Annotated in this window: 9 protein-coding genes; 7 read left to right on the top strand and 2 right to left on the bottom strand. The window is 72.2% G+C overall.

Annotated features, from left to right (window positions below; genetic code table 11):
- The 3 genes from ABZ260_RS34725 to ABZ260_RS34715 form a co-directional block, all read left to right on the top strand.
- The coding region (locus ABZ260_RS34725) for a nucleotide disphospho-sugar-binding domain-containing protein (protein WP_355626151.1) at positions 1 to 971 on the top strand (971 nt) is incomplete at its 5' end.
- Positions 972 to 1,002: 31 nt separating this feature from the next.
- Positions 1,003 to 1,629 (top strand): dTDP-4-dehydrorhamnose 3,5-epimerase family protein, encoded by a 627-nt coding sequence (locus ABZ260_RS34720; RefSeq protein ID WP_355626149.1) that lies wholly within the window; start codon positions 1,003 to 1,005, stop codon positions 1,627 to 1,629.
- 123 nt (positions 1,630 to 1,752) lie between these two features.
- Positions 1,753 to 2,745, top strand: coding sequence for a Gfo/Idh/MocA family oxidoreductase (locus ABZ260_RS34715; protein ID WP_355626147.1), 993 nt, complete (start codon positions 1,753 to 1,755; stop codon positions 2,743 to 2,745).
- A 54-nt stretch (positions 2,746 to 2,799) separates the two neighbouring features.
- On the opposite strand, the gene ABZ260_RS34710 is transcribed toward ABZ260_RS34715, so the two are convergent.
- Together ABZ260_RS34710 and ABZ260_RS34705 are read right to left on the bottom strand one after the other, a co-directional pair.
- On the bottom strand, positions 2,800 to 4,365 hold the full coding sequence (locus ABZ260_RS34710) for a glycosyltransferase family 39 protein (protein WP_355626145.1): 1,566 nt from the start codon (positions 4,363 to 4,365) through the stop codon (positions 2,800 to 2,802).
- Positions 4,366 to 4,407: 42 nt separating this feature from the next.
- Positions 4,408 to 5,913 (bottom strand): 4-hydroxyphenylacetate 3-hydroxylase N-terminal domain-containing protein, encoded by a 1,506-nt coding sequence (locus ABZ260_RS34705; protein ID WP_355555826.1) that lies wholly within the window; start codon positions 5,911 to 5,913, stop codon positions 4,408 to 4,410.
- A gap of 487 nt (positions 5,914 to 6,400) precedes the next feature.
- On the opposite strand from ABZ260_RS34705, the gene sbnA reads away from it, so the two are divergent.
- From sbnA to ABZ260_RS34685, 4 genes are all read left to right on the top strand, one after another.
- Positions 6,401 to 7,453 carry a 2,3-diaminopropionate biosynthesis protein SbnA gene (sbnA, locus tag ABZ260_RS34700; RefSeq protein ID WP_355626143.1) on the top strand — a complete coding sequence of 351 codons (1,053 nt, stop codon included), beginning with the start codon at positions 6,401 to 6,403 and terminating at the stop codon, positions 7,451 to 7,453.
- Positions 7,447 to 8,475, top strand: coding sequence for a 2,3-diaminopropionate biosynthesis protein SbnB (gene sbnB / locus ABZ260_RS34695; protein ID WP_355626141.1), 1,029 nt, complete (start codon positions 7,447 to 7,449; stop codon positions 8,473 to 8,475). Before sbnA ends, sbnB begins: the two co-directional genes overlap by 7 nt.
- 8 nt (positions 8,476 to 8,483) lie before the next feature.
- The gene (locus ABZ260_RS34690) at positions 8,484 to 8,687 is read left to right on the top strand and encodes an MbtH family NRPS accessory protein (protein ID WP_326645853.1); all 204 of its coding nucleotides are present in this window, start codon (positions 8,484 to 8,486) and stop codon (positions 8,685 to 8,687) included.
- A gap of 34 nt (positions 8,688 to 8,721) precedes the next feature.
- A partial coding sequence (locus tag ABZ260_RS34685) for an amino acid adenylation domain-containing protein (RefSeq protein ID WP_355626139.1) occupies positions 8,722 to 12,161 on the top strand: 3,440 nt, incomplete at its 3' end.

The raw sequence follows: 12,161 nt of genomic DNA, 5'->3' as shown, positions 1-12,161 counted from the left end.
GACGGCCCGCCGCGTCCTTCGGTCCCGCGACGGACTTCGTCGAGCTGGTCGGCGACGAGCCGGCCGCCTCGGCTGCCGACGCCGAACGCCGCAGGCACGCCCACGGGCGCGCCTTCGGCCGCATCTCGGGCCAGTGCCTGCCCGGCGCGCGCGAGCTGATCGAGGCGTGGCGGCCGGACCTCGTGGTGAGCGAGCGCGCGGAGTTCGCCGGACCGCTCGCCGCCGCGGCCGCCGGCGTGTCTCACGTGGAGTATCAGTGGGGCGTGGCACCGCTGGAGGAGTACCGGTGGGCCGTGCGGGAGGAACTCGGGGCCGAGCCGCCCGCGCCGGTCGAGGTGCTCAACCCGTGGCCACCGGGCATGCGGCTGCCGCACGCGGCGGGGCACCAGAGCGTGCGCAACGTGCCCTACACCGGTGACGCCCGGGTGCCCGGCTGGGTCTTCCTGGAGCGCCGGCGGCCGCGGGTGTGCGTCACCCTGGGCACGGTGGTGCCGCGGATCGGGGCGCGGCTGCTGGGCGACCTGGTCGTGCCGGTCCTGGAACGCCTGGCCCGGCACGGCGCCGAGCTCGTGGTCGCGGCGGACGAGGAGGTCGTGGCCGCCTGGCCCGCACTGGCGGCGGCCGCCCACCGGGTCGGCAGGCTTCCGCTCGCGCAGGTGCTGCCGGCCTGCGACCTGGTGGTGAACCACGGAGGGCACGGCACCGTCCTGACCGCCCTGTCCGCGGGCCGGCCGCAGCTGGTGCTCCCGCAGTTCGACGACCAGTTCGACAACGCGGGGGCGGTGGTAGGCGCGGGGGCGGGAATGCGGCTGCCTCCCGAGGAGGCCACTCCCGAGCTGGTCGCCGAGCGGTGCCTGGCGCTCCTCGCGGACGCCCGCTTCACCGTGGCCGCGGCCGATGTCGCCGCCGAGATCGCCGCGCAGCCGGCTCCGGTGGACGTCGTATACCTGTTGGAGAAGCTGGCGGTCTGATCGCCGGAACGACTCTAGGAGCCTTCCGTACATGTTCCAGTCGCTGTCGATAACCGAGCTGTCGGTGCCCAACGCGTACCGCCTGACCCCGGAGCGGCACCATGACCGCCGCGGGTACTTCATGGAGGCGTTCCGCGCCGAGACGATCTCCGAGGCGATCGGTTACCCCTTCGTGGTCGGCCAGGTGAACTACTCGCTCAGCCGCCGCAACACATTGCGGGGGATCCACGGCACCGTTCTGCCGCCGGGCCAGGCCAAGCTGGTCACATGCGTGCGCGGCGCGGTGCTCGACGTCGTGGTGGACCTGCGGGTGGGCTCACCCACGTACGGGAAGTACGAGATGACCCGCCAGGACGAGGACTCGGGCATCGCGGTGTACCTCGCCGACGGCCTGGGGCACGCCTTCCTGGCGCTGACCGACGACGCCTGCATGAACTACGTGTGCTCGGCGGCGTACATTCCGGGGACGATGCTCGAGATCGATCCGCTGGATCCGGAGATCGGCATCCCCTGGGGCCTCACCGAGCCTCCGATCATGTCGGAGAAGGACGCCGGCGCGCTCACTCTGGCCGAAGCGGAGTCGAAGGGGCTCCTCAGCACCTACGAGGAATGCCTCGCCCACTACGCGGAGCTGAAGACGGCCCCGCGGCCGTTCTGACGATGCCACCGCACTGTCCCTGCCCGATTACCTGATGTCCCGTCCTCTGCCGAGCGGAGTTCCCCTGATGTCGACTTTCTCCTCACGGATAAATCCGGGGGCCTTCACGCTGGAAGGATTCCGATGAGTGCCAGCACCCCTGACAGGCTGCGCATGGGGGTCATGGGATGCGCGGACATCGCCTGGCGGCGGACCCTTCCCGCGATGCGCGACGACCCGTCCGTGGAGGTCGTCGCGATCGCGAGCCGGGACATGCGGCGGGCGAAGCAGTTCACCGACCGGTTCGGGGGAGCGCCGATCGAGGGATACGGCTCGCTGCTCGACCGCCCGGACGTGGACGCCGTCTACATCCCGCTGCCCGCGCTGTTGCACGCGGAGTGGATCGAGCGGTCCATCGAGGCCGGCGTGCACGTCCTGGTCGAGAAACCGATGACGAGCGGCTACGCGGAGACCGGCCGCCTGCTCGCGCTCGCCCGCTCGCGCGGTCTCGTGCTGCTGGAGAACTACATGTTCCTCCACCACTCCCAGCACGCCACCGTGCGCAAGCTGGTCGCCGACGGCGCGATCGGGGAGCTGCGCGGGTTCTCCAGCGCCTTCACCTTCCCGCCCAAGCCGGAGGGCGACATCCGCTACCTGCGCGACGTCGGCGGCGGCGCCTTCGTCGACTTCGGGGGCTACCCGGTCCGCGCGGCACTGCACTTCCTCGGCGGCGACCTCCAGGTGGTCGGCGCCGCCTTCAGGCACGACCACAAGCGGGACGTGGTGATGTCGGGCGACGTGCTGCTGAGCACGCCGCAAGGGGTTTCGGCTCAGCTGACCTTCGGCATGGAGCACTCCTACCGCAACAGTTACCGGCTGGCGGGGAGTACCGGCAGGATCCTGCTGGACCGGGTGTTCACCCCGCCGGAGGCACACCGGCCGGTGCTGCGGATCGAGCGTCAGGACCATCGGGAGGAGCTCGTCCTGCCGGCCGACCACCAGTTCGCGAACGTGATCGGCGCCTTCGTGCGCTCGGTGCTGCACGGTGGCGACGTCCGCCCGCAGCAGGAGGGAAGCCTGCAGCAGGCGGCCCTGATCGAGCGGATCCAGCAGGTGGCGCTGCACTTCGAGATCTGAGACCGCATGGGTGAGGGCGGGCCGATCGCGGCCCGCCCTCACGCATGTGGTCCTTCAGGAGCCCGGTCTGGCCCGCCGGGCGGCGTCCTCCCGCTTCAACAGCGGCCAGATCTGCGACCAGGCCGCGGTCCGGCCCTCGCAGAACCAGATCGGAGTGCCGATCCCGAGGCCGATCCTGCCCTCGACGGTGCCCACCTGCCGGACGCCGGAGAACATCGACCGCAGCTCGTCGTTCATCCCGCCGACGTAGAGGACCGGGCCCGGCTCCTCCGGCGGGGTCGCCAGGTAGCCGTACCCGCGGTGCCCGCTGTACGGGTGCGGCAGCCCCTGCCTGGTGCCCAGCACCTCCAGGGCGCCCGCCTGCCAGAAGTACCGGGTGAGGACCGTGGTCCGGTCCCGGGTGGCCGGTGGCAGCGCGTTGTAGGCCCGGGTGACCGAGTTCGCGAGCTCGGGCCAGCCGAGCTGGAGGAAGGCCTCCAGCATGTCCGACCGTTCCTGCGGGGTGGTCGGCTGCCTGAGCTCCGCGACCGGGGTGATCGGCAGCTGCACCAGCGGCAGCAGCGCCGCCAGCACGAAGACCGGCCAGCTGACGGTCCAGCGCCACCAGCGGGCCGGCCGGTGCCGCTCCATCCGTACCGCCGCCGCCGCGAAGACGAGGGGGAACACCCCGCCGACGTAGGTGAAGCGGCCACCGGCCGCGAGCAGGATGGCGATCACGCCGAGCACGGTCCACCCGAGAAAGCGGTGGTCACGCAGGTCGGGGCAGCGCAGCAGCGCCCACAGGCCGTAGCAGAACAGCACCGTCCCGACCGGGATGCCGGTGACCAGCAGCAGCAGCGGCAGGAACATCGGCCGGCCGCCCCAGAGCATCTCGTTCTCTCCGGTCAGCGCGGCGGCCACCTGGAACTGCGGCCATCCGTGGACGGTCTGCCAGACCAGCCCGGGCACCGTGGCGACCACCGCGATCGCGGCCCCCGCCCACAGCGCCGGCCGCCGCAGCAGGTCGCGCGGGCCGACCGCGAGCACGCTCACCGCCAGGGCCGCCCAGAAGACCGGGATGAGGAACTTGACCTGCAACGCCACGGCCGTGACGACACCGGCCCACAGCAGCGGCAGGTCGGCGCTCCGGCCGGTCCTGCCCTCGCCGCGCAGCCGGACCCAGCGGACCACCAGCAGTCCGGCCGTCATCCACAGCACGACGTCGAAGGTCTCGGTGTCGAGCCTGCCCGCCTGGCCGAGGAACGCGATCGCGTAGGCGGCGGCCGCCATGACCTGCGCCCGCCCCCGGCCGCCCATCTCCCGTGCGATCTGCGCGGTGACCACGACACCGGCCGCGACCACGAGCAGGTCCAGCAGCCGGAGCGCGAGCAGCGAACCGGGGAACAGGGCGTCGGTCAGCGCGGCCAGCAGCGGCACGAGCGGCGGCTGGTCGGCGTATCCCCAGGCCGGCTGCCGGCCGGCCGCGATGAAGTAGAGCTCGTCGATGTTGTAGCCGTAGCCGTCGATGAGCAGCGCCACCGGCACGACGACGGCCGCGACGATCAGCGACAGCGGTTTCCAGGCGAGCGGGTGGTACTCCCGGCGGGGCCGGGCCGACGGCTCAAGCGCGATGATGGCCAATGCTGGTTCCTTCGGTGTGGGCGATGTCTCCGTGGGGTGGCGTCAACGCGCGTGGCCGGGCAGGCCCTCGGGGCCGATCAGGTCGGGACGGGTCCACCCGTCGAGGTCGTACTCGGCCATGCACTGCTCGGCGAAGCCCTTCAGCGCCTGGGCCTGCCCGCTCGCCGTGTAGGACTGCAGCGTCTGCACCCGGATGCCCTCGTGGTCGCCGGCGTAGGAGCGCTCGTAGAGTTCGTGGCGTCCGGCGAACTCGGTGCCGACGCAGTCCCAGAGCAGCTTGAGCAGCTTCACCCGGTCGATGGCCTGGATGCCCCGCGAGCCGCGCAGGTAGCGGTCCAGGTAGGGACGTACGTCGGGGTTCTTCCAGTCGGCGGCGTGCGAGTTCAGGTAGATCAGGCCGCTGCCGAGGGTCTGCTGGAGGATCTCCTTGATGCGGGGATAGCCGACGCCCATGAACGTGCGGTACGCCATGGCGTAGTTGAGGTTCGGCTGCACGGCGTCGCCGTGCCACGAGGTCGGCGACTTGGCCATCGCGTCGGACAGCCCCCAGAACAGGTCGCGCCAGTTGAGGATCTCGCCGATCTGGGCCTGCACGCCGCGGAACGTCGAGACACCGGTCGCCTCCACGCCCTTCATCGCGCAGCCCGCGATGAAGTCCAGCTTGACGGCCAGCCGCGCGCAGCCGTGGAAGGTGAAGCGCTCCTGGACACCGGATCCGGCGGCGAAGGAGTTGGCCGCGCCGGCGTCGTACATGAAAACGTTCTCCCAGGGCACGTGCACCCGGTCGAACACCATGATGCTGTCGTTCTCGTCCATCCGGCTGGACAGCGGGTAGTCGAAGGGGCTGCCCTGCGCCGCCGCCGCCTGCTCGTAGGAGGTGCGGCAGATGAACTTCAGGCCGGGGGAGTTCGTCGGCACCGTGAAGACCAGGCCGAACTTCTTGTCCCTGAGCGGGAGACCGAAGTGGGCGATGAAGTTTGCGTTGGTGATCGCGGACCCGGTCGCGACGACCTTCGCGCCGGACACGATCAGGCCGGAGTCGGTCTCCTCCTCGACATGGACGCACACGTCCGCGGTCCGGTCGGCCGGCCGGTCCCGGTCGACGGGAGGATGTGCGATCGCGTGGTTGAAGTAGAGCAGCCGCTCCTGCGCCTCCCTGTACCAGCGCAGCGCGTTGTCCTGGAACGGGCGGTAGAAGTCCGCGTTGGCCTCCAGGGTGCCGAAGAAGCCGGCCTTGTAGTCCGGGGTGCGGCCCATCCAGCCGTAGACGAGCCGTTGCCAGGCGACGATCGCGTCCCGGGAGGCGACCAGATCGGCCGCGGAACGGGCCGTTTTGAAGTACGGATGGGTGAATCCGCCGTTTCCCGTGTCGGTCGGCACACGCAATACATCCGCGGCCTCCGGTTCGTGTAGCGCGTCGTACAGCCGGGCGATGGAACGCGCGCTGTTACGGAAGGCCGGGTGAGTGGTAACGTCCGGCACGCGCTCGCCCCCGATATATACCTCGCGGCCGTCGCGCAACGACTCCAGGTATTCCTCACCGGTCATCGGCCGAACATTATTCAGCGGGCCCGCCGGAGCGGGCAAAATGGTGGTCATCTCGGCATTCTCCTTCGCGTGCGGGGGGTCGGAGCGGCCATGGCGCGCTCCCCGGCGGTCCGCGTCGCCCAGCTGTCCCGCCGGCGGGACAGCTCCCAGCCATCGTCTAATAGCGGCATTAATGCGCCGGACGGCCCGTTCATTCGGTGAATACGGTGCGATAATTCGGCGGTGTCGAGACTTATCATGCACGGCTGGAGTTTTTGCGGCAATGACCATTTCCGGGGCCTGCGCTATTGACCCTGTCGAGGCGCCCTGGTTATGGTCGGGCCACGTTTTGGGGCCCGCTGATGTGGACAGCCATTCGAGGTGGCCCGGTAAATATGTTCGGCGGGTTCTGGCGGGTGCTGCCGGAAACCCATGAGAATGAAGCCGTCCGGAAAGGTGCCAATGTCTCGCGGAGCATATCTTCTGAATTGCCTGACGGAGCGGAACGGTGAGCGCAGGATATGAGGCCATCGACTGTGCGCCCCCCGGCCGGACGACTACGGCGGTGAACGCGCGGGTCGGTGACGGCGTCCTCTCCGCGGTCGGTGCGACCCCCCTGGTGCGGCTGACGCGCCTCTTCGGGGAGTCCCAGGTCCGGTTTTACGCCAAGCTGGAGTCGTTGAACCCGGGCGGCAGCATGAAGGACCGGTCCGCCATGGGCATGGTGCTGGGTGCGATCGAGCGCGGCGAGCTCATCCCGAACCAGTCGACGGTCGTCGAGTCGAGCTCGGGCAACCTCGGCATCGGGCTCGCGCAGGTGTGCCGCTGGTTCGGCCTCCGGTTCATCTGCGTGGCGGATCCGAAGATGACCGCCCAGAACCTCGCGATCCTGGCCGCGTACGGGGCGGAGCTGGACATCGTGCGCGAGCCCGACAACGAGGTGGGCGACTTCCTGTCCGCCAGGATCCGGCGCGTCCGCGAACTCGTCCACGACATTCCCCACGCGTTCTGGCCCAACCAGTACGCCAACCCGCTCAACGCCCGCGCCCAGGAAACGATCATGCAGGAGGTCGTCCGGCAGCTCGACGGGAACGTCGACTACCTCTTCGTGGCCACCGGCACCTGCGGCACCATTCACGGGTGCGCCAGGTTCGTCGCGGACCACGGGCTGGGCACGCACATCGTCGCCGTCGACGCGGAGGGCAGCGCCATCTTCGGCGAGCCGTCCTGCCAGCGGCTCATCCCGGGGCACGGCGCGGCGATTCGCTCGGAGCTGTACTACGACGGCATCGCCCACTCCGTGGCCCGGATGACCGACCAGGACTGCGTGGTCGGCTGCCGGCGGCTGGTCGGTGTCGAGGCGATCCTGGGCGGTGGTTCCTCGGGCGCCGTGGTGAGCGCGGTCGCGCAGCGGCTCGCGGAGATCCCGGCCGGAGCCAACTGCGTCCTGCTGCTGCCCGACCGGGGCGAGCGGTACCTGGACACCATCTACTCCGACGTCTGGGTGGAGGAGAGGTTCGGCGACATCGCCCACCTCTGGAAGGAGCAAACGGCATGCTGATCCTCCGTAGAAGCGACGTGCTGGCGGTGCTGGACGACGCCGAGGACGCCGTCTGCCGGACCGTCAGGGACGCCTACCTGGCCCATTCGCGGCGGGAGACCTCGGTACCGCACTCGGTCTTCCTGCGTTTCCCCGGCAACAGGCGCGACCGGATCATCGCGCTGCCCGCCTACGTCGGGGGCGAGCGCCCGGTCGCGGCGGTCAAGTGGGTGGCGTCGTTCCCCGGGAACCTGGCCCTGGGGCTGGATCGGGCGTCGGCCGCGATCCTGCTCAACTCCGTCACGGACGGACGGCCGGTGGCGCTGCTGGAGGGGGCGGTCATCTCGGCCAGGCGCACCGCGGCCGGCGCGGCCGTGGCCGCGGCCACGCTCACCGCCGACGCTCCCGCCGACGTCCGGAGCGGGGTCGCGCTGATCGGCTGCGGGGTCATCAACTTCGAGATCCTCCGCTTCCTGCGGTCACAGCTCCCCGAGCTGGCGACGGTCACGGTGTTCGACCTCGACCCCGAGCGCGCCCGGGAGTTCGCGTCCCGGGTGCCCGGCCTGAAGGTCGAGATCGCCGGTGACGTCGAGGAGGCGCTGGCCGCGCACCGGATCGTCTCCCTCGCCACCACCGCCGGCGAGCCGCACCTGAGCACGGACTCCTGCCTGCCGGGCACCGTCGTGCTGCACGTGTCGCTGCGCGACCTGACCCCCGAGTCGATCCTGGCGGCCAGGAACGTGGTCGACGACACCGACCACGTCTGCCGCGAGGCGACCTCGATCGACCTGGCCGCGCGGCTGGCCGGGAACCGGGGATTCGTCACCGCCGAGATCGGCGACCTGCTGGCCCCGGGCAGCGCGCTGCCCTATGACGCCGGAGCCGTGACGGTGTTCTCGCCTTTCGGGCTCGGCGCCCTCGACGCCGCCCTCGCCGCCCACGTCATGGACGAGGCCGCGGCGCGGGGGCTCGGGATCCACCTTCCCGACTTCTCCACGGACCCGGAGGCGGGTCCGGGAGAAGCGGAACAACGCGACCGTTGAGGAGAGAGATGTCCGCGGACGAGAAGTACCTGGTCGTGGTCAACCACGAGGAGCAGTACTCGGTCTGGTTTGCCGACCGTGCGCTGCCCGCCGGTTGGCGGGCCGAGGGCGCCTCCGGGACCCGGCAGGAGTGCCTGGACCACATCGAGCGGGTCTGGACCGACATGCGCCCGCTCAGCCTGCGGCTGCGCATGGCCGACGAGGCTCGCTGACGATCCGCCGAGCCATCCCGAGGGGACGATGAGCATGCCTGACCAGACCGGTGTGGATCCCACCCCTTCGCGACGGCCCGCGCCGCCAGAGGACCACGCTCCGGACAGCGGCAGGGAGGCCGCGGCGGCGATGCCGGCGGAGCCGTACCCCGCGCTTCCGGTGCACGAGCTGATCGCGGCACAGGCGGCCAGGACGCCGGACGCGGTGGCGGTCGAGTGCCGCGACCGGCGGCTCAGCTACGCGGAGCTCATGGCACTGGCCGGTGCCCTCGCCGGTCGCCTGCGGCGGCTCGGCGTGTGTTCCGGCGAACCGGTCGGCGTGGCCGTGCCGCGCGGCGTCGAACTCGTCGCGGCGCTGGTCGGCGTGCACCTGGCCGGGGCGGCCTACCTGCCGCTCGATCCCACCCATCCGGCCGACCGGCTTTCCTACGTGCTCGACGACGCCGGGGCGAGGGTACTGGTCACCGCCGGCGCCGGCGGGGCGGCCGCGGCCACCGTGGTGCGGATCGACGACCTCGCGGAGACGCGGTCCCCGGAACCCGTGCCGCGGGCGGTGGCGCCGGACGACCCGGCCTATCTCATCTACACCTCGGGATCGACCGGACGGCCCAAGGGCGTGCTGGTCTCGCACCGGGCGCTCACCAACTTCCTGTGGTCCATGCGCGAGCGGCCGGGGCTGGCCCCCGGCACCGTCTTCCCGGCCGTGACCACGGTGTCGTTCGACATCGCGGCGCTGGAGTTGTTCCTGCCGCTCGTCGTCGGAGGGCGCGTGGTGGTCGCCGAGCCCGAGGACGCCCGCGACCCGGAGCGGCTCGCCGCCCTGCTGGCCCGCATCGGCGCGACCGTGATGCAGGCGACCCCGACGACCTGGCGGCTACTGCTCGACGGCGGTTGGAGCCCGCCCGCCGGGTTCACCGCGCTCTGCGGTGGCGAGCGGCTGCCCGCCGAGCTCGCGCGCCGCCTGTGCGCGGGCGGCGCACGGCTGTGGGACCTGTACGGGCCGACCGAGACGACCGTGTGGTCGTCGGTCGCGTTCCTGGCGGACGGCGAGGTGCGCGACTTCGCCCCGGTGGCCAACACGACGCTGCACGTCCTGGACGACGGACTGAACGCGGTGCCCACCGGGGCGAGCGGAGAGCTGTGCATCGGCGGCGACGGCGTCGCGGTCGGCTACCACCGCAGGCCGGCGCTGACCGCCGACAGGTTCGTCCCCGACCCCTACGGCACGGTGCCGGGCGGACGGCTGTACCGCACCGGCGATGTCGCCCGGCGTCACCCGGACGGCAGGATCGAGATCCTCGGCCGCACCGACGACCAGATCAAGATCCGCGGACACCGGGTCGAGCCGGGCGAGGTCGAGGGCGTGCTGGCGGCGCACGAGGGGGTGCGGTTCGCGGTGGTCCAGGCGGTCGAGGCCGGTACCGGACCGCGCCTCGTCGCCCACGTTCAGCCGGCCGACCCGGCCGCGCCGCCCTCCGCGCGGGAACTGCACCTGCACTGCGCGCGGCTGCTCCCGCCTTACCTGATCCCGGCGGACTTCCTCGGGGTGGCGGAGTTCCCCACGACGCCCAACGGGAAGATCGACCGGGCGGCCCTGCGGGCGATGCCCGCCGACGCGGTCCCGGTGGGACGCGAGCCGGGGACGCCCGCGGAACGCGCGGTGGCGGCGGCGTTCGCGGAGGTGCTTGAGCGTCCGGTGGCCGACGCCGAGGCGGACTTCTTCGCCCTGGGCGGGCACTCGCTCTCGGCCAACCTCGTGGTCGGCCGCCTGCGCGCCGAGCGAGGGGTCGAGCTGCCGGTCGCCGCGCTGTTCGAGGCCCGCACCGTCGAGGGTCTCGCCGCGCGGCTGGAGACCGCCGGCCGCGCCCTCCCGCCGGTGCCGGTCGCGCCGCGGACCGGTCCCGTGCCGCTCTCGTTCGCGCAGCGGCGGATGTGGTTCCTGCACCAGCTCGACCCGGAGGGCACCTCCTACCTGGAGCCCCTCGCGGTGAGGGTGCCGGGCCCGCCGGACCCCGACCGGCTGCGCGCCGCGCTGACCGGGCTCTTCGAGCGTCACGAGATCCTGCGCACCCGCTACCCGGCCGAGGGTGACGGCGAGCCGGCGCAGGTCGTCGAGCCGGCCGGGCCGGTCCCGGCGCGGATCGAGGACGGCGACCCCCGGCAGGTGCTCGCCGAGGAGATGACCCGCCCCTTCGACCTGTCCGCGGCCCCGCCGGTCCGGGTCCGCGTGGTCCGCGGGCCCGGCGGCGAGCACACCGTGCTGTTCACGCTGCACCACATCGCGACCGACGACCGGTCGCACGAGGTGCTCGCCGGCGAGCTGGTCGCGGCGCTGGAGGGCAGGCCGCTGCCGCCGCTCCCGGTCCGGTACGCCGACTACGCGATCTGGCAGCGCGACCGTATGGCGGGGTCCGCCGCCGAGCTCGTCGAGCGGGAGCTGGGGTTCTGGCGGGAGCGGCTGGCTGGGATGGAGCCGACCGAGCTGCCGGCCGACCGGCCGCGCGCCGCGGTCCGCGACCCGAGGGCCGGTACGGTCAGGTTCGCCGTCCCGCCGGAGCTGGCGGCCCGCCTCGACGAGCTCGGCGGCGGCCACGGGGCGACGCGGTCCATCACGCTGCTGGCCGGCTTCCTCGCGATCCTGGCCCGCTACACCGGCCAGAGCGACCTGGCCGTCGGCGTGCCGGTCTCCGCGCGGAACCGGCCCGAGCTGGACGATCTCGTCGGCCTCTTCGTCAACACCATCGTGGTACGGGCGTCTCTCACCGACCGGGCCGGCTTCACCGACCTGCTGGCGGAGGTCCGGGAGAGCGCCACGGCCGGGTACGCGCACGCCGAGGTGCCGTTCGAGCTGGTCGTCGAGGAGCTCGCGCCGCAGCGCGACCTGTCCCGCAACCCGCTGTTCTCGATCATGTTCGCGACGCACGAGGCGGCGGCCCGCCCGTCCGGCGTGGAGCTCCCCGACCTGCCGGGTGCCAAGTTCGATCTGGGCTGCCATCTGACACGGCGGCCGGACGGCGGCCTGGACGGCCGGATCGAGTACGCGGCCGCGCTCTTCGACGCCTCGTCGATGGCGGGCTTCGCCGACCACTACGTGCGGCTGCTGCGGGCGGTCGTCGCGGCGCCGGACACACCCGTGCGGCGGCTGCCGTTGCTCACCGGCGCGGAGGCCGCGGCGCCCGTCCTGGCGGGCGAGCCGGTGCCGGACGACTCCGGCACCGTGCCGGAGCTGATCGCGGCCCGCGCGGCCGTCACCGAGGGGATCGCCGTCACCGGCGGTGGAACCACCCTCACCTACCCCGAACTGGACCGCGAGGCCAACCGGCTGGCCGGCCGCCTCCGCGCGCTCGGCGCCCGCCGCGGCACGCTCGTCGCGGTCCGGCTGCCCGCCCAAATCCCCTTGCCACAAGGGAACACTAGCGGGTCAGGGGGCGCCGTCCTGGTCGGGGTGCAGGGGGATCCGCAGGACGAACCGCG

It is taken from the genome of Streptosporangium sp. NPDC006013 (genome assembly GCF_040614275.1).
Lineage (GTDB): Bacteria > Actinomycetota > Actinomycetes > Streptosporangiales > Streptosporangiaceae > Streptosporangium.
Note: the sequence above shows the minus strand (reverse complement) of the source record. Positions and strands in the feature narration are given on the sequence as shown.

What these genes read in the sequence shown, in the direction of transcription:
- ABZ260_RS34720 (WP_355626149.1), top strand. Translation starts at nt 1,003, where the DNA reads ATGTTCCAGTCGCTGTCGATAACCGAGCTGTCGGTGCCCAACGCGTAC.
- ABZ260_RS34715 (WP_355626147.1), top strand. Translation starts at nt 1,753, where the DNA reads ATGAGTGCCAGCACCCCTGACAGGCTGCGCATGGGGGTCATGGGATGC.
- ABZ260_RS34705 (WP_355555826.1), bottom strand. Translation starts at nt 5,913, where the DNA reads ATGACCGGTGAGGAATACCTGGAGTCGTTGCGCGACGGCCGCGAGGTA.
- sbnB (WP_355626141.1), top strand. Translation starts at nt 7,447, where the DNA reads ATGCTGATCCTCCGTAGAAGCGACGTGCTGGCGGTGCTGGACGACGCC.
- ABZ260_RS34690 (WP_326645853.1), top strand. Translation starts at nt 8,484, where the DNA reads ATGTCCGCGGACGAGAAGTACCTGGTCGTGGTCAACCACGAGGAGCAG.